This is a genomic window from Mesorhizobium sp. M7A.F.Ca.US.007.01.2.1, from assembly GCF_003998165.1.
GTDB lineage: Bacteria > Pseudomonadota > Alphaproteobacteria > Rhizobiales > Rhizobiaceae > Mesorhizobium > Mesorhizobium ciceri.
On the sequence record NZ_RZQP01000129.1, the window covers coordinates 1 to 17,718 of the forward strand.

16 protein-coding genes and 1 pseudogene are annotated in these 17,718 nt (G+C 63.3%); 9 read left to right on the top strand and 8 right to left on the bottom strand.

The annotated features are described in order from the left end of the window. From EN949_RS21615 to EN949_RS21625, 3 genes and pseudogenes are all read left to right on the top strand, one after another. Positions 1–551: pseudogene (locus tag EN949_RS21615) on the top strand (alpha/beta hydrolase); the annotation flags it as partial. Between the two features lie 180 nt (positions 552–731). Further along, a complete protein-coding gene (locus tag EN949_RS21620) occupies positions 732–977 on the top strand; it encodes a hypothetical protein (protein WP_013530132.1) in 246 nt (81 codons plus the stop codon). A gap of 57 nt (positions 978–1,034) precedes the next feature. Continuing rightward, positions 1,035–1,250: a hypothetical protein gene (locus EN949_RS21625; protein ID WP_063168782.1), complete on the top strand. Its 216-nt coding sequence runs from the start codon at positions 1,035–1,037 to the stop codon at positions 1,248–1,250. Between the two features lie 62 nt (positions 1,251–1,312). On the opposite strand, the gene EN949_RS21630 is transcribed toward EN949_RS21625, so the two are convergent. Further along, positions 1,313–1,753 (bottom strand): DUF2267 domain-containing protein, encoded by a 441-nt coding sequence (locus tag EN949_RS21630; RefSeq protein WP_013530134.1) that lies wholly within the window; start codon positions 1,751–1,753, stop codon positions 1,313–1,315. Between the two features lie 274 nt (positions 1,754–2,027). Between EN949_RS21630 and EN949_RS21635 the strand changes: the two genes are divergently transcribed. Then, positions 2,028–2,657 (top strand): hypothetical protein, encoded by a 630-nt coding sequence (locus EN949_RS21635; protein WP_245459073.1) that lies wholly within the window; start codon positions 2,028–2,030, stop codon positions 2,655–2,657. Positions 2,658–2,690: 33 nt separating this feature from the next. Here EN949_RS21635 and EN949_RS21640 read toward each other — a convergent pair whose 3' ends face one another. From EN949_RS21640 to EN949_RS21655, 3 genes are all read right to left on the bottom strand, one after another. Beyond that, the gene (locus EN949_RS21640; protein WP_013530136.1) at positions 2,691–3,608 is read right to left on the bottom strand and encodes an NADP-dependent oxidoreductase; all 918 of its coding nucleotides are present in this window, start codon (positions 3,606–3,608) and stop codon (positions 2,691–2,693) included. Between the two features lie 212 nt (positions 3,609–3,820). Continuing rightward, a complete protein-coding gene (locus tag EN949_RS21645; RefSeq protein WP_027162069.1) occupies positions 3,821–4,177 on the bottom strand; it encodes an SPW repeat protein in 357 nt (118 codons plus the stop codon). Between the two features lie 645 nt (positions 4,178–4,822). Beyond that, a complete protein-coding gene (locus EN949_RS21655; RefSeq protein WP_063168781.1) occupies positions 4,823–5,800 on the bottom strand; it encodes a hypothetical protein in 978 nt (325 codons plus the stop codon). A 584-nt stretch (positions 5,801–6,384) separates the two neighbouring features. Here EN949_RS21655 and EN949_RS21660 point away from each other — a divergent pair. Continuing rightward, a complete protein-coding gene (locus tag EN949_RS21660; RefSeq protein WP_013530139.1) occupies positions 6,385–7,098 on the top strand; it encodes a DNA helicase in 714 nt (237 codons plus the stop codon). A gap of 20 nt (positions 7,099–7,118) precedes the next feature. On the opposite strand, the gene EN949_RS21665 is transcribed toward EN949_RS21660, so the two are convergent. Beyond that, on the bottom strand, positions 7,119–8,066 hold the full coding sequence (locus EN949_RS21665; RefSeq protein WP_013530140.1) for a hydrogen peroxide-inducible genes activator: 948 nt from the start codon (positions 8,064–8,066) through the stop codon (positions 7,119–7,121). Positions 8,067–8,331: 265 nt separating this feature from the next. Here EN949_RS21665 and katG point away from each other — a divergent pair, with 265 nt between their 5' ends. Together katG and EN949_RS21675 are read left to right on the top strand one after the other, a co-directional pair. Continuing rightward, on the top strand, positions 8,332–10,527 hold the full coding sequence (katG, locus tag EN949_RS21670; protein WP_063168780.1) for a catalase/peroxidase HPI: 2,196 nt from the start codon (positions 8,332–8,334) through the stop codon (positions 10,525–10,527). A 182-nt stretch (positions 10,528–10,709) separates the two neighbouring features. Beyond that, a complete protein-coding gene (locus EN949_RS21675) occupies positions 10,710–11,267 on the top strand; it encodes a GNAT family N-acetyltransferase (protein ID WP_013530142.1) in 558 nt (185 codons plus the stop codon). An 8-nt stretch (positions 11,268–11,275) separates the two neighbouring features. Here EN949_RS21675 and EN949_RS21680 read toward each other — a convergent pair whose 3' ends face one another. Then, complete coding sequence (locus EN949_RS21680) at positions 11,276–11,692, bottom strand: helix-turn-helix domain-containing protein (protein ID WP_013530143.1); 417 nt, start codon at positions 11,690–11,692, stop codon at positions 11,276–11,278. A gap of 105 nt (positions 11,693–11,797) precedes the next feature. Between EN949_RS21680 and EN949_RS21685 the strand changes: the two genes are divergently transcribed. Next, positions 11,798–14,011: a heavy metal translocating P-type ATPase gene (locus EN949_RS21685; RefSeq protein WP_063168779.1), complete on the top strand. Its 2,214-nt coding sequence runs from the start codon at positions 11,798–11,800 to the stop codon at positions 14,009–14,011. Positions 14,012–14,072: 61 nt separating this feature from the next. Here the strand turns inward: EN949_RS21685 and EN949_RS21690 are convergent, their stop codons facing one another. Together EN949_RS21690 and EN949_RS21695 are read right to left on the bottom strand one after the other, a co-directional pair. Next, the gene (locus tag EN949_RS21690) at positions 14,073–15,257 is read right to left on the bottom strand and encodes an MFS transporter (protein ID WP_024505485.1); all 1,185 of its coding nucleotides are present in this window, start codon (positions 15,255–15,257) and stop codon (positions 14,073–14,075) included. 145 nt (positions 15,258–15,402) lie between these two features. Then, positions 15,403–17,067, bottom strand: coding sequence for a Na/Pi cotransporter family protein (locus EN949_RS21695; RefSeq protein WP_013530146.1), 1,665 nt, complete (start codon positions 17,065–17,067; stop codon positions 15,403–15,405). Positions 17,068–17,454: 387 nt separating this feature from the next. Between EN949_RS21695 and EN949_RS21700 the strand changes: the two genes are divergently transcribed. After that, positions 17,455–17,718: hypothetical protein (locus EN949_RS21700; RefSeq protein WP_127371771.1), on the top strand; the 264-nt coding region annotated here is incomplete at its 3' end.

Sequence of the window (17,718 nt, forward strand, 5' to 3'; positions counted from 1 at the left end):
GGCTGATCCTGAGCAACACCTCGTCGCATCTGGCGCCGGCAAGCTATTTCGACGAGCGGATCGCTGCGGTGCGCCAGGCGCGGGACATGTCGGAAACCGCCGAGACGTTCCTGAGCAACTGGTTCCCCGCGTCGCTGGTTGCCGCCAACGAGCCTGTGGTCGAAGACTTTCGCGCCATGCTGCTGGCTATCGACCGGCAGGGCCTGGCGGGTCTGTTCGCGGCGGTTCGCGACGCGGACCTTCGCCGCACCGTGGCACTGATACCCCGGCCGACGCTGGTGATCGCTGGTCGGCACGACACGGTGACGGCAGCCAGCCACAGCGAGCTGATCGCCGCGACGGTACCCGGCGCGAAGCTGGTTGTGCTGCCTGCGGTCCATCTGTCGAACATCGAATATCCGGCGGAGTTCATCCAGGCTGTCATCGATTTCTGCGCGGAGCCGAGTGCCGCGACGGCAAAGGCATCCGGCACCAGCCCGGCGGTTGCCGAGCGTTCAAAGGACGCTGCGGTTCACAAGGGCGGGCGCCAGCCGGAGCCTGCGTCAATGTGAGCGCCGGGCCGAGCGGAGCCATCTGGCGAGAAGCTTTTCAACGCCTTTCGGAACGATCCCGTCACCTTGCCATTATCAGCACGAAGGCAGGCTCGGACAGGCAAACGCCGTAACCGACCTTAGAGACGGCCGGCGACGCACCACTTTCGGGCGCCGACACGAACACGCCGGAGGAAAGCGATGACTGGACGCAAAACCCACGATCAACAAATTCGCATCATTGAAGAGCGGGAAAACACAAAGAACGCCGGCAAGGATTTTGATGCCGAGGCGGATCTGAAACGATCAGCGGCGGAACGCGAAGCACTGCGCAAGGGAGCGGACATGAGGACCGATACACCGGACCTCGTCGATCCAGACGACCGCAACATGCTTCGCGGCAAGAATCAGGAAAGCGCCCATCACAAGAACCGTGCCGACGACTAAAGCGCGTCACGGACCAGCAACGCTCCTGGAACATTCGTCATAGATTGGAGGCAGCCCATGGCACACGGCAGCAAGAAGCACATCGGAGCAGGTTCACAAGGAAAGGGTTCCGGCACAGGCGCCATGACCGTGACGCCAAAAGACAAGCTCGAAGAAAACAAGGTTCTGTCCAATCGCGACAAGGCACAGCATTCCAAAGAACGCGGTTTGGACTCCAGGCAGGTCGCGACCGAGCAGCATCAGGATCATGCCGCCAACCGTTTGCGGGACTGACGCCCGACAGGGGCGCCAGCCTCGGCCTGGCTGTCCGGGGAGCCGCCAGATTCGTGCCATCTCTATTTGACACCGAGGCTTTCGGGCCAGAGCGCCTGGATTTCCTTCGGCAGCGCATCGCGCACCTTAGCCGATTGGCCAAGATCAATATGCCGTGCAAGAACTCGGAACACCGAGCGTGCTGCATCCTCGGGATCGACGGGGCGGATCGATTTCAATTCCTCGCCGATGTGCTGCGAGAAGTTTTCCAGGGAGCGCGTTTTGTCCGGCTCGGCTGCGGGCCGGTAGTGGTCGTAATAGGCGCCGCGCACCAGGAGCGGCAGTTCCGCCCCAAGTTTGGCCGCAAGCCCGATCTGCAGCCTGTCCCTTACGGTCCGCAGGACCGCGCCCAATATGTGCCATGCAATTCGCCGATCCGGACCATGATCGTCCATGATCTCGTCGAGCCAGATGTTGGTTGTCTGCAGCGTCCTGTCAAAGACATCCAAACCGGTAGCGCTCATCATCGCCTCCTCATCAAATTCATGTCTGGTTTCGAAACGATGCTCAGGGACAATCGTTTCGCTATCTGTCGACAAAATTGGCTCGGCCTGTGATCCGGCTCTGCCCCGGGATCCACGGTAGCGGTCTTGGTTGCGCCGGAACCCCTTCCGAAGCAGTTCGTTCCTGGGTGGGCGGCTTTGAGGAGCTGGTTGCGCGTCCTGCAACGGGTTTTTTGCGATGCCTGCAAGGAAGACAAAAACCACTGAAGGCGAGAACCGACAGCAACTCCTGCAGATGATGACGACGGAGCATTTGGTGCTGGGGACCGCCAGGGCGGCGACTATTCAGGAGGCGAATCAGCGCGCAAATTTGTTCCTGACTTCGGTATCCAGCGCCACGATCGCCCTTGCTTTCGTGGCCCAGGTGACGAGGATGGGGCTTCCTTTCATGCTGTTCAGCCTGATCCTGTTGCCGTGCCTCTACTTCATTGGGCTGGTGACATTCGTCAGGGCTGTGCAGGTGGCCATCGAAGACATGGTCCACGCCCGCGGCATGGCACGCATCAGGCACTGCTACACCGAGCTCACCCCTTCGATGGCGCGCTATCTGGTTCACTCCACCCATGACAACCAAACGGCTCTGCTGGCCGATGTCGGCCTCAAGCCAAGGCCCTGGCAAGCGTTCGCCGGAACCGCAGGGATGGTGAATGTCGTCAACGGTGCCATCGCCGGTGTCTTTGCCGGCGTGATGCTCAAGGTTGTCGTTGGCTCGATGGTCAGTCTCGCCGTGACTGTCGGCATTTTTGCGGTGAGCAACTGGTGCCTGTGGCAACATCACAGGCGCAGTTGGGCAAGCGCGGAACACAAGCTGAAGGTGCTGTTTCCAAACGTGCCGGACAGCGACGGCGAGGCGCGGATCGGATAACCCGTTCGAGAGGGGCAGGAGCATCAACTCGCGCTAGGCGGAAACCTCAAGCACGATCTTGCCACGCACATGCTCATTTTCCAGCCGTTCTTCCGCTTTGGCGACCTCTCCAAGCGGGTAGGTGGCTTGCACGAAGGGGGTGACCTTGCCGGCCTCGATGAGGCGGCCGATCTCGGCAAGATGCGCCGCATTCGGCTCGGCCAGGTAGGAGACGCCACGCGCCCGACGCAAGTTTGCCTTTTCCTGCGACGGTTGGGAAAGCGTGGAAACGAGCGTCCCGCCAGGCTTGAGCACCTCCCAGGAGCGCTCCTGCGTGTCGCCCGCGACAAGATCGAACACCAGGTCGACCGCATCGACGACCTCTTCGAAACGCTGATTCTTGTAGTCGACCGTCTGATCGGCGCCAAGCTCACGCACGAAAACGACGTCCTCGGCGGAAACGGTTGTCGCGACGAACGCGCCCGCGGCCTTGGCCAGCTGGATCGCCAGATGACCGACGCCGCCGGCGCCGCCATGGATGAGAACCCGTTGTCCGGATTTGAGGCCGCCATGATCGAAAAGGCCTTGCCATGCGGTGATGCCGGCAAGCGGCACCGCCGCGGCTTCGACATGGCTTAGACGATCCGGTTTGGCAGCCGCCTCCGTCGCCTTGACCACGACATATTCGGCATTGCCGCCCCGGTCATGACCAAGCATCGCAAACAACGGGTCGCCCTTCTTCAACGTATGCGCCCGCGTACCGCATATTTCCACCGTGCCGGATACGTCGCGCCCGAGCGTGACCGGCAGGGTCTCGCTCACCGACCCTTCGCGGGTCTTGTAGTCGATCGGATTGACGCTTGCGGCGCGGACCCTGAGCACAACCTCGTCGTCAAGGGGCTGAGGCGAGGGGACCTGATCGATCGAAAGAACCTCAGGTCCGCCAAAAGCGTGGATGCGGATTGCTTTCATGTCGGCATACCTCCTGTTGTCTGGCTTTCGGCGACGCTGTCTGCAGGGCTGTCGTCAGCGGCTGTGCAGCCGAGGTTGCGGCGGCAGGCACGCTGGCCTCCCGGCGGGCCACCGTCAGATGATTTTCCACCATCATCGGCGACCCAGCGGGATGCCAATTTGTCGGCGGCCAATCCGTCACGATCAGGCCGCCGCAAGGACGCCCAGTCCTGCTAGGCCGTAGACTGCGTCGGCGGGTTCTGGTTCATCATCCACAGCTCGATCGCAGCCAGAACCGCGACCAGAACGCCGATTACAACATGCACGCCCATGGCTGTGGTTGCCTGGAATCCAAGCACCCAGGGAGACACGACTACCCAAAGACCCACAACGAGGTTCAGCCATTCCTCCCAGACAGCAAAGGCGAAGAGGGCGGCAACCGAAAGCACGACAATCACGATGCCGCTGCCCATGGCATTCTGGGACTGTGTCCCTGCCGCGAAGGCGAATATCCATGGAGAGAAGAAGAGAATTGCTCCGAGGACCAGATTTGCTACGTCACAGAGCTTGGCATTTGACCATTGGTTCATGATTTTCTCCATCAAGCGTGCTCTCCACGCTTCCGAAGCTCAATCGGCGGCCTTGAAACCGTCGGTCACATGGCGGCAAGGCTACAACCAGACTTGCTGGCTTTCTAACTGGAGAGCAGGCCGTTGGTTCCAACCAATCGGCCTGGCACGGCACCGGGAACTCTCCTCGCCAGGAGCATTCAGCCACTCCCGATCCGTTCGCGACATACAACGCGGCGGGAAGATGCGAGGCGCAGGCGATTACCCATGTGATCGCCTCTCGATCATAGTCGTCACCCGGAGCGCCAGTCCTCGAAGAAGACGTTCAATGTAAGCGTGATGTGTTCGCGTTCTGGCAGCCTTCTGTGCCGCTTCCTTCCTGCCGCGGGTACCCTTGGTCCGCACTGCCTTGCGCGCGGCGGCGGAACGACCGGATGCGCCTTTCGTTTCGGCGGCCTTCTCGGCGGCGGCCGCCCGCGCCATGGGCGCGCGTTGTCTCTGGGGACCAACGCGCCGAGGTTACAAATGAACCTATCCCAGCCTTTGGCTTGCCGACATCGACGACGCGCGGGGAGTCAGACGCTGGCAAACCTCGGAGATCGGGATCGATACCGGTTCACGACGGGTTGCTGATCAATGCGCATGGTTCGCATGCCGAAGCGGACGTCACGGCTGCGTGCAAATCGGCACTGGCTGCGGCGGCGGTGCCGGATGATCCTTCCTGTATTGGGCGATGATCGGCTCGAGGGTCTTTCGCGGCCAGAATTTCGGTGTGCCGATTTCCTTCAGGCAGGACGCGTTCCAATAGGCGCCCGGCTGTGAATGGTTGGCTGCGACCGCGGCGATGTCGCGCGATTCCGGGTAGATGTAGAGCGTCGTCGGATTGTCCTTGACCATCGGGATAATCTGCTGCGCATCCGCCGGCGACCAACTGGTGCAGCCATTGCTGCGGCCGCCGGCATAATCCACCAGCTTGCCGAACGGTACGAAGCCGTCATGGTCGGCATGCGAGCTGTTCGGATTTTTGCGCAGGCACAGGCCGTGCAGCACCTGGGCCGCGTGGCCGCCGATCACCCGCTGCCTGGCGTTCGCGGCTTCGCCTTCGCCGTCGAACTGGATGAAGGTGCGCTGGAAAGCCACGTCCCGTTTCGCACCAGTGCGGTAATAACCCTTGAACGAGGTTTTCGCCTCGCGGGTCATATAGGCGCCGCCGGCCGTCAACGATGAATCCATCGCATTGCCGAAGTTCCTAGCGCACCGCTTGCCATTCGAAAAATCGACGACGCCCTTCAGATTCCGCCCGCTGCCATGACCCGACGAAATCGCGCGGAAGGACTCGCTGGCCTCGCAGATGACGTAGTAGCGGCGGCCGAGCACGCCATTGCCCAGATCGCTGGGGCGTGTCGCATCCATGGCGAAGTAGCAGGGGTTCTTGACGGCCCCTTGGGCGACCTTCTTCCGATAAAGCGCGCGGGCTCGTTCGAGGACAATTTGTGAGATCTGGCCCTCGCTGTTGCCGACATGAGCCTGCAACCAGGCCGGAACGTCAGATGATGCGGCAAAGGATCGAGCCGACACCGTCACGGCGATGACGGCGACGAAAAAGCTGGCGACGACGCCCAGACAAACAGATCTCAACCGCACCGGATCAATTCTCCTGTCGAAGCGAATGGCGATTTCTTGCGGTATTGCCGCGAGAATCGATCATAGATGGCCTCGCATTATCAGGCGAAACACATCTTGTTTAGCGCGCCCGCATGAAGATCCGCAAAGCAGGTCGACGCATGCAACGGCCCTACGCCGACATGCTGGCTCCAGGCTTGCGGCGGACGTCTTCGTATCCTTGAAGCAGGGCAACGAACTCGGGTTGGCGGGTTCCTTCGAGCTCGTCGGCGCGTTGGCTGACGGAGCATCAAACGAAAAACCCGCCTGTGCGGCGGGCCATCGGCGCAAATCAGCACCATGGACAAATATGTACCATAGCTGAGTGCAGGGAGTCAAGAAAAAATTCCTATCGCGAAAAGCCGCGGGTTCGGAACCTGATCTCTCGAGTTCCGCGATTTTCGATACGCAGGGATTGAGCTATCATCTGATTCTGGCGTGGCTCACGCCTCCTCCCTCCGCCGGGAAAGCATCATCCATGCAGGGCTCTCTCATCACCGAACCAACTGTTCGAGCGCTTGGCATAAGGAGGGGTTGCGAAAACGGCTCGCACCAGGAGGTTTGTCATGAAGCTGTCCGCGCCCATCTATCATCTGAAGCGTCAAGCCAGGCTGTTGTCCCGCGAGGCCAAAATTCCGCTCCACGAAGCGCTTGACCGTGTTGCAGTACGGGAAGGCTTCGCCAGTTGGAGCCTGCTTGCGGCCAAGGCAGCCGGGGCGGCGCCTGCCGGCACACTGTTTGCGCAACTTGCGCCCGGCGATCTGGTCCTGGTGGGTGCACGACCCGGCCACGGCAAGACGCTGATGAGTCTCGAACTGGCAATCGAAGCCATGAAGTCCGGCAGTCGGGGCGTGTTCTTCACGCTGGAGTATACGCAGCGGGATGTGCTCGACCGATTTCGAGCCATCGGGGCAGACCCGGTGCAGTTCAACGACCGGTTCGTGTTCGACAATTCCGACGCCATCAGCGCCGACTACATCGTCAAGGCATTGGGCTCGGCGCCGCGCGGCACGCTGGTGGTGATCGACTACCTGCAACTGCTCGACCAAAAGCGGCAAAATCCGGAGCTGATGGCGCAGGTTCGCACGCTGAAAGCGTTTGCCGGCGACAGGGGATTGATCCTCGTCTTCATCTCGCAGATCGACCGGTCCTACGACCCGGCGCAGAAGCCGGTTCCCGATATCGGCGATGTGCGGTTGCCGAACCCTCTGGATCTGTCGCTGTTCAACAAGACCTGCTTCCTGAACAAGGGCGAGATCCGGTTCCACGCGGCAGGCTGACGATCGGGTCAGCCAAGCCTTCATTGGGCGGCTGCTACCAAGTTCAGCTCAACCGATGCCGGATTGTGCTGCGCGCGCAACGTTTCGGCCGCCTGGCGAACCACTTCGGATATAAGCATCAGCTGTTTGGCGATCGGGCTTGTCTTGCGCCAGATCATGCCGATCGTCCGCGACGGTTGGGGGTTGGCAAAGTGGGCGACAGACACCGCCGCCGAGCGCGTCTCCACCGGCACGGCCATTTCGGGAATCAAGGTGACGCCGACACCGGCGCCGACCATCTGCACCAGGGTCGACAGCGAGCTGCCGTCCAGCAACTCCCTTGGCCGCGCCGAATGCATGTTGCAGAACGACAGCGCCTGGTCGCGAAAACAATGGCCTTCCTCCAGCAGGAGCAGCCGCATCTCGCGCAGCATTTCGCGGTTGGGGACCGGCTTTCCCTCGTCCTCGCCGGGCCGGACCAGCACGAAGTTCTCGGCAAACAGCACGATTTCCGTCAGCGAGGGTTCCGACACCGGCAAGGCGACGATGGCCGCGTCAAGCCGGCCGTCGGCCAGTTCCTGGATCAGCTTTTGCGTTTGCGTTTCGCGCACGTGGATATCGAGCCCGTCATGCATGCGGGCGAGGTTGCCGATGATGGCAGGCAGGAGGTAGGGTGCGATCGTCGGGATCACGCCGATGCGCAACCGTCCCACCAGCCGGTCGCGCGAGGCGCGGGCCAGATCCGTCAGCTCATCCACCGAGCGCAGGATGTCGCGGACGCGCAAGGCGAATTCCTCGCCGAAATTGGTCAGCCGGACCTGGCGTGGGCCTCTTTGGAAAAGCTCCGTGCCCAGCGTTTCCTCCAACTCCCGGATCTGCACCGAGATGGCGGGCTGCGAGATCGAGCAGGCATCGGCGGCGCGGCCGAAATGATTGTGCCGGGCCAGCGCCTCGAAATAACGCAGCTGCTTCAGCGTCAGGTTTGTCATAATGTCATCTTATCGCTGCAATCAGGAAATCCAACTTAAATTAATCAAGCGGCTTTGCTATAGGAGTCGTAACGAAGATGAGGAGCAGCCGGGACCGCCTGGTGAGGCGCATGCCCGCAGCAACAGGACATCCAACATATTCGGTCGCGTATCGGGCTCAGGTCATCGCGCCAGCCATGAAACGGACCGCCTACAGGGACATTTTTGTGTCCCTGTTCACGCAGCAGTTGAACAGCTCAACACAGCCACGATCGGAGAGAAGAACATGGACGCACAGACCGATGATCCCAGTGCCGGCAAATGCCCCGTTGCGCACGGATCCTCCAGCAGGACGAACCGTGACTGGTGGCCGAACCAACTGGACCTTGGCGTTCTCCATCAGCAGTCGAACCTTTCGGACCCGATGGGCGAAGAGTTCGACTATGCCGAGGAATTCAAGTCGCTCGATCTCGATGCGGTGATCAAGGACCTGCACCAGGTGATGACGGATTCGCAGGATTGGTGGCCGGCCGACTTCGGCCATTACGGGCCGCTGTTCATCCGCATGGCCTGGCACAGTGCCGGCACCTACCGCATCGGCGACGGCCGTGGCGGCGCCGGGGCCGGCCAGCAGCGTTTTGCTCCGCTCAACAGCTGGCCGGACAATGCCAATCTCGACAAGGCGCGCCGGCTGCTGTGGCCGGTCAAGCAGAAATATGGGCGCAAGATCTCCTGGGCCGACCTGCTGATCCTCACCGGCAACGTCGCGCTGGAATCGATGGGCTTCAAGACCTTCGGTTTCGCTGGCGGCCGCGCCGACGTCTGGGAACCCGAACAGGACGTCGATTGGGGTTCGGAAACCAAGTGGCTCGACGACAAGCGCTACTCCGGCGACCGCGAACTCCAGGGCCATCTCGGCGCCGTCCAGATGGGACTGATCTATGTCAATCCGGAAGGGCCGAACGGCAAGCCGGATCCGCTGGCCTCGGCACGCGATATTCGCGAGACGTTCGGCCGCATGGCCATGAACGACGAGGAGACCGTGGCGCTGATCGCCGGCGGCCACACCTTCGGCAAAACCCACGGCGCCGGCGATGCCTCGCTTGTGGGTGCGGAGCCGGAAGGCGCCGGCATCGAGGCGCAGGGCCTCGGCTGGTCGAGCAAGCATGCCACGGGCATCGCCGGCGATGCCATCACCTCGGGCCTCGAGGTGACCTGGACCACGACGCCGACCAAGTGGAGCAACAACTTCTTCGACAATCTGTTCAACTTCGAATGGGAGCTGACCACGAGCCCGGCGGGCGCTCATCAGTGGACGCCGAAGGGCGGCGCCGGCGCCGGAACCGTGCCGGATGCCCACGATCCGTCCAAGCGCCGCGCGCCTGCCATGCTGACGACCGATCTCGCGCTGCGGGTCGATCCGGCCTACGAGAAGATCTCGCGGCGCTTCCATGAGCATCCGGACCAGTTCGCCGACGCCTTTGCCCGCGCATGGTTCAAGCTGACCCATCGCGACATGGGTCCGGTCGTTCGCTATCTCGGCCCGCTCGTGCCCAAGGAAGAACTGATCTGGCAGGATCCGATCCCCGCGGTCGACCACGAACTGGTCGGCGAGCAGGACATTGCGTCGCTGAAGGCGAAGATCCTGGCATCGGGCCTGTCGGTTTCCGAATTGGTCTCGACGGCGTGGGCCTCGGCCTCGACGTTCCGCAATTCCGACAAGCGCGGTGGTGCCAATGGTGCACGCATCCGGCTGGCGCCGCAGAAGGATTGGGAGGTTAACCAGCCGGCGGAACTGTCGAAGGTGCTGGCCAGGCTGGAAGCCATCCAGAAGGAGTTCAACGCGGCACAGACCGGCGGGAAAAAGATCTCGCTGGCCGACCTCATCGTTCTCGGCGGTGTCGCCGCTGTCGAGAAGGCGGCGAAGGATGGCGGCCACGAGGCCAAGGTGCCGTTCACGCCGGGTCGCATGGATGCTTCGCAGGAACAGACGGATGTCCATTCCTTTGCCGCGCTCGAGCCGAAAGTCGATGGCTTCCGCAACTATGTCAGGGGCAAGCAGCCGATGTCGGTCGAAGCCATGCTGGTCGACCGGGCGCAATTGCTGTCGCTGACCGCACCCGAAATGACGGTGCTGGTCGGCGGTCTTCGTGTGCTCGGCGCCAACACGGCCAACTCGAAGCACGGCGTGTTCACCGACCGGCCGGGTACGTTGACCAACGACTTCTTCGTCAACCTGCTCAGCATGAACACGGTCTGGGATCCGGCCGCCGGCTCCGACGAAGTCTACGAGGCGCGTGACCGCAAGACCAAGGCGGTCAAGTGGACCGGCACCCGTGCCGACCTGATCTTCGGCTCGCACGCCCAATTGCGCGCGCTTGCCGAGGTCTACGGGTCGGCGGACGCCAAGGCGAAATTCACCAGGGATTTCGTTGCGGCATGGACCAAGGTGATGAACGCCGACCGCTTCGACATCGCCTGAGATCGCTAAAGGTGCTCCGGCGCGGCCGCGCCGGATCGCCGGTCCTCCCAAGGACACAACGCCAGGGCCGCGTTTCCAGTGATGGGAGCGCGGCCTTTGTCGTATGGGGCCGCGCTTTGGTGGACCGTGCCTCCCTGGTCAAGCATGCTATTTTGTGGGCATCGCGTCTGCACCGGTGCACCATGATCGAAATCGTCAAACCCGCGTTCGAACATCTGCCGTCCTACAAGGCGGCACTCGAACGCGGCTGGTCGCCGGACAATGTGCGATTGCTGGAAGCGACGCGCGAGCAGCTTGCGGCAATCGAAAGGGATCCCGTGGCTTTTCTCGCCGACCTCGATGATCCCCAGGCCAGGGGCGGTCCGATCACCTTGCCTGACGGCAAAAAGGTGCCGCGCCTGCCAGGCTTCCGCCGCTGGATCTGGGACGGCGAGGCGTCGGGCTCGATCGGCTTTCGCTGGCAGAAGGGTACGTCGGACCTGCCGCCGCATGTGCTCGGCCATATCGGCTATGCGGTGGTGCCGTGGAAGCGGCGGCGCGGCTACGCTACACAGGCGCTGCGCCTGATGCTGGAGGAGGCGAGGGCGGTCGGCCTGGCTCACGTCGAGATCACCGCCAAACCGGGCAATCCGGCCTCGCACAAGGTGATCCTGGCCAATGGCGGCAAGCTCGTCGAACGCTTTTTCGAGGACGCCGCCTATGGCGGAGCGGAAAGTTTGCGGTTCCGGATCGAGCTGTAGGATGTATCTCAACCATGCTCATCGGCGCACAGCGCATGATCCGACAGCGCGCGGATGACGTAGCAGTCGCCGACCGTCTGGCCATTGCAGCACGTGGCGATGCGTTCGAGCTCGGCCTCGAGCCGCTTCAACTGGGCAATCTTTTCCCGCACCGAGATCAGTTGCTCCTCGGCGATCTTGTCGGCGTGGCCGCAGGGTTGCTCGGGGTGGCCGCTCAAATCGATCAGAGAGCGGATGTCCTCGACGGCGAAACCGAGATCGCGGGCGTGGCGGATGAAGGCCAACCGCTCCAGCTCCTGCCTGGAATAGCGGCGCTGGTTGCCTTCCGAGCGCTCGGGTGCGGCAACAAGGCCCATCTGCTCGTAGTAGCGGATGGTCGGCACCTTGACCCCGGTGCGGCGCGAGAGATCACCGATCGAAAACATGAATTGCCTCTTGAAGCTCTAGTGACTAGAGCAATTACAGTGCCTGACATCAGCGTTCAAGACCCATGCGGCGACGCCGCGCGGGCAAGACAGACAGGTGATGTGATGACGGCGCCCCTCGACCAGGTAAAAATCAGGCAGACGCGGTTCAAGATCGGCGGCATGGATTGCGCCTCTTGCGCAACCAAGATCGATACGGCGGTGCGTCGCCTAGACGGCGTCGCCGATGTCTCGGTTTCGGTGACCGGTGCCAGCATGACGGTCAGCCATGGCGGCGCGTTGCCGGAAGGCAGGGTGCTGCAGCAGGTGGCTCGGCTCGGCTACGGCATCGTCAGGGCAGAGGCACATGTATCGCCGATGTCAGACAAGGCGCACGCCGATCACGTCCACAATGACCATGAAGGCCACGATCATGCGAGCCACGATCCCGATCCCGATCATGGCCATTCCGAGACGGGGCAGGCGTGGTGGCGTTCCCGCCGGGCGGTGCTGACGCTCGCCTGCGCGGCAGCGCTTCTCGCCGCATACGGCATCGGCCATCTGTTCCCGGTGGCGGAACGCGGGGTGTTCCTGGCCGCGCTGTTGGTCGGCCTGGTGCCGATCGCACGGCGCGCGCTGATGGCGGCATTGGCCGGCACGCCGTTTTCGATCGAGATGCTGATGACCATCGCGGCGATAGGCGCCGTGATGATCGGTGCCACTGAAGAGGCCGCCGCCGTGGTGGTGCTCTTCCTGATCGGCGAGCTTCTGGAGGGTGTCGCCGCCGGCCGGGCGCGGGCGAGCATCCAGGGACTTGCCGATCTGGTGCCGAAGACGGCCTTGGTCGAGCGCGCAGGCGGCACATCGGAGTGTCCCGCCGAAGACCTTGCGGTCGGCGACATCATCCTGGTGCGGCCGGGCGCCCGCATCCCGGCCGATGGCGAGATCATCGAGGGCGCGAGCGAAATCGACGAGGCGCCGGTGACCGGCGAGAGCACGCCGAAGCGCAAGGGCGTTGCGGACGCCGTCTTTGCCGGCACGATCAGCACCGATGGCGTGCTCAAGGTGCGGGTGACGGCGGCCGCTTCCGACAACACCATCGCCCGAATCGTGCGGCTGGTGGAGGAGGCGCAGGAGGCCAAGGCGCCGACAGAGCGCTTCATCGACCGCTTCTCGCGCACCTACACGCCGGCGGTGCTGGCGGTCGGTGCGCTGGTGGCATTGTTGCCGCCGCTGCTTGCCGGCGGCGACTGGAACGAATGGATCTACAAGGGCTTGGCGATCCTGCTGATCGGCTGCCCCTGCGCGCTGGTCATCTCGACCCCGGCGGCGATCGCCGCGGGCCTTGCGACCGGTGCGCGGCGTGGCCTATTGATGAAAGGCGGTGCGGTGCTGGAAGGCTTTCGCCGGATCACGGCGGTCGCCTTCGACAAGACCGGTACGCTGACCGCAGGCAAGCCTGCCGTCACCGACATCGTGGCGTATGGAAGGGATGAACGCACCGTGCTGGCGCTGGCGGCAGCACTGGAGCAGGGCTCCAGCCATCCGTTGGCGATGGCGATCCTGGACCGGGCCAAGGCCGACAAGGCGCCGGTGCCGCCGGCTCTCGCGGCGAAGGCAATCTCGGGCAAGGGTGTCGAGGGCAGCGTTGGCGGCGTCGCCGTCTTCCTCGGCTCCGGCCAGGCGGCGGGCGAACGCGCCGACATGACGCAAGCGCAGCGCCTCGCCGTCGACAGCCTCAACGGCCAGGGCAAGACGGTGTCAGTGCTGGTCGCCGATGGCGTGGTGGCCGGGCTGATTGCCATGCGCGACGAGCCGCGGCCGGATGCTGCGGCCGGGATCGCGGCGCTGAAGGCCGAGAGCATCCGCGCGGTGATGCTGACCGGCGACAACCGCCGCACGGCGCAAGCCATCGCCGCTTCGCTCGGCATCGAGGCGCGAGCGGAGCTGTTGCCCCAGGACAAGCAGCGCATCGTCGGCGAATTGCAGCGCGAGGGTTTCAAGGTCGCCAAGGTCGGTGACGGCATCAACGACGCGCCGGCGCTCGCGGCCGCCGACATTGGCATTGCCATGGGCGGCGGCACCGACGTGGCGCTGGAGACCGCGGACGCGGCGATCCTGCACGGCCGCGTCATGGACGTCGCGCGTATGGTGAAACTGTCGCGGGCGGTGATGGCCAATATCGGCCAGAACATCACCGTGGCGCTGGGGCTGAAGGCGGTGTTCCTGGTCACCACCATTTTGGGCATCACCGGCCTGTGGCCGGCGATCCTGGCCGATACCGGCGCGACCGTGCTGGTCACCGCCAACGCCATGCGCCTGCTGCGCTGGCGCGGGTGAAGCGCTTTTGGTTGATCACGATCTTTTCGGAAAACCGGCGTCCACTTTTCCGGATCGTGATCTACTCGGCTGGGGCTGTCAGCGGCGGCGTGGCGTTGCTGCGCCCTTCCCAGACATAAGAGGCGAGCGCCACTGCCACGGCGACCAGCATGGCGATGGCGCCCAGCAGCGGCAGGCTGCGGTAGCCATAGCCGCTGTTCAGCATCGCGGCGCCCAACGAAGCGGCCAGCGCGATGCCGACATTGAAGCCGGAGGGAATGAGCGACGAGGCGAGGTTGGAAGCATCTGCCGTCCAGGCCAGGATGCGGGTCTGGATCGGCGTGCCGATGGCGAAGTTGAGACCGCCCCAGATGACGATCGCCACAACCATCGGCAGGGGATAGGGGCTGACGGCATAGATCACGCCAAGCGTCACCGCCTGCAGGGCCAGCATGGTGATCAATGACGGCATCAGCTTCCAGTCGGAGAGCTTGCCGCCGAGGAAGACGCCGAGCGTCGCGCCGACGCCGTTGAGCAGCAGCACCCACGGCACCAGGTTCTCGTCGAGACCGGTGACTTCGAGCAGTGTCGGCGTGATGTAGGTGAACAGGCCGAACTGGCCGATCATCAGCATCAGCATCAGGATCAGCGATGTCCAGACCTGCTGGCGGGCCAGCACGCGGACCTCGCGGGCGAAACCGGCGGGCTTGGCCGATGAGCCGGTGGTGCGCGGCAAAAGGGCTGCCATGGCAAGCGTTGCCGCGACACCCAGCGCGCACATCACCCAGAAAGTCGCACGCCAGCCCCAGATGTTGCCGATCGCGGTGCCGGCCGGCACGCCGATGACGTTGGAGACGGTGAGGCCGGACAGGATGACGGCGACAGCCATGCCGCGCTGGTCCTCGCGCACGAGACCGACGGCAACGACCATGGCGACGCCGAAATAGGCGCCATGCGCGACCGCCACGGCAATGCGCAACAGAAGCATCGAGGTGAAATCGGGCGCCAGCGCGCAAGCCGCCTGGCCAATGGTGAAGGCGATGGCTAGGCCGAGCAGCAGGCTCTTGCGCGACAATGACTTGGTGGCGAGCGCCAGCAGCGGGCCGCCGATGGCGATGCCGCCGGCATAGCCGGAGACGAGATAGCCGGCGGAGGGAACCGAGACGCCCAGGCCTTGCGCCACCTGCGGCAGCACGCCGGCAATGACGAATTCGGTGGTGCCGAAGGCAAAGGCGGCGATGAACAGGGCGATGAGCGGAAGCGACATGGGGAAGCCTTAGCTGGAAGCGCCTCAAACCACGGATGGGCTTTGCGGGCAATCCAGAAATTTTTGTCGCGAGTTTAGGTTTTCTTGAATTGGATGCGAGCAGCCGCTTCCCTTCTCCCCAGGGGAGAAGGGAAAGTGGCGCTTCTCAGCTCGCCTTCAACCGCGACCCCGTCAGCAGGCCGCGCTCTTCAAGCACCGGATAGGCCATCGAGGCCAGCAGCGAATTGATCTGTTTCAGGTCGCGGATGGTGTCGAGATGGATCGAGCTGGTTTCGACGCTCTTGGCGGTGCCGTCGCGCAGCCGCACGAAATGGCTGGCGCTGGTTTCCTTTTCGCGGTCGCGCAGCCGGTCCTTTTCCAGCACCAGCTGACGGGCGGTCTCGGGATCGCGCGACACCAGAACGTTGAAGGCAAGCCGCGCATTGGCCAGAACCGAGCCATGGAAGGCGCACAGCTCGGCCCAGCCCTCGTCGGTGAATTCCAGTCCGCGCTCGAACTTCTTCTTCACATGCACCAGCATGTTGCGCACGATGATGTCGCCGACCTGCTCGAGCTTGACGCAGGCGCCGATCAGTTCCTGGCAGCGCAGCGCCTCGTCCTCGGTCAGCGGGTTCCTGGTCAGTTTGGCGAGGTAGAGCTTGATCGCGGCGTGCTTGCGGTCGACGCGGTCGTCGAGTGCGGCCAGCGCCTTGATCTTGTCGGCGTCGGCACTTTCATAGAGTTCGATGATACGCTTGAGCATGATCTCGATCGTCTCGCAGACCCGCACCACCTCGCGGGTGGCATTGGCCAGCGCCTGGCTCGGCACGTCGAGCGCGCTTTCGTTGAGCGCGGACAGCTCGACGACGTCAAGCGAGGCGGCCGGCACGGGCTTGGTGCCAAGTGCGACGATCTTCTCCGAAGCGCGGTAGACGAAGCCTGCCAGCGGCAGGCCGGCGAGCAGGATCAGCACATTGAACAGGATGTGGGCATTGACGATCTGGTCCGCCGCCGTCGAACCGAGAAAGGCGAAGTGCGGCCTGAAGATCATGACCAGGATCAGCATGACCAGCGAGCCAAGCCCGCGCATCAGGAGATTGCCGATCGGCACGACGCGCACCTCGGGGCTCGACGAACGGGTCAGCATCGGCGCGATGATCGAGGAGCCGAGGTTGACGCCAAGGATGAGAACGACGCCAAGTTCGGGCGTGATCAGGCCACGGCCTGCCAGCGTCGCCATCAACAGCACCGCCGCGATGCTCGACTGGAACAGCCAGGTGATCAGTGCCGCCAGCAGATAGGCGGTGATGGAATCGGTCGAGAAGTAGTTGATGATGACCGGCATGAGCTGGCTGTTGCGCAGGGGCTCCGATGCCTGGCCGATCATCTCCAGCGAGAGGATCAGAAGGCCGATGCCGACCAGGATGCGGCCGGACTGGCGCCAGTCGCGCCGCTCGGTGGCCATGAACATGACCGTGCCGGTGATCAGGCACAGCGGCACCAGCAAGGTGAGGTCGAAGGTCAGCAGCTTGACCACCAGCGCCGATCCGATTTCGGCGCCGCGCACTGCCAATTGACCCGCGGCGCCCGAGACGATGCCAGAGCCGGCGAAGGAGCCGACCAGCAGCGTGACGGCGGTGGAGCTCTGCAGGGCGATGGCAAGGCCGGTGCCGGCCAGCACCGCCATGATCGGATTGCGCATGGTGGCGCGGAGGCGATGGCGCAGCACGTCGCCATAGGCGCGTTCAACGCCGGTCTTCACCATGCGGGTGGCAAACAGCATCAGCGCCACGGCGCCGGCCAGATGCAGAAGGACGACGGACCCGCTCATTTCGTCCCCCGCATGCAAACAGGGCGCCCGCCCTGTTTTGCGTGGCGATCAGAAGGAAAAACGAGGGAACGAATCATGTTCATGGCGGTGACTTATAATAGCTCGAATATTTTAGCCGGATAATAAAATCTTGTCGATTTCAAGGGCCGTTGCCGCGCGACAGGCGGTGTCGGAAAATGGACGGACGCGCAAATGGTTGCATTGCTGGGCGGGCGCGAAGCGGCGGATAGGCCGAGTTTGCGATGCGACTGGCTCCTGCCTTTGCGATCATGTTCAGCTTCCTTGGGTAAATCAAGGAATCCATTACATAATTGTAATGCGTGCGTTCAGTTTCGGTTCATCGATGGGCAGCTACTGCTTCGATATCGACAACCAAGGAGACTTCTCATGAAACGCATCGTCCTTTCCGCACTCGCTTTCTCGATGCTGGCCGCCACGTCGCTCACCGGCCAGGCCGCACCGCTGAATGCGCCGAACGCGCCGCAGTCGAACTACAGTCAGGTCGACTGGCAGAAGCCCGGCCACCACAGCGATGTGAGGAAGCGCGTTTACAAGAAGAAGGTCGTCGTCGTGAAGCGCAACAACTGGCGGCATGGCCAGAAATATTCCGGCTGGAAGCGCCATCAGCCGATCCGCGACTATGGCCGCTAC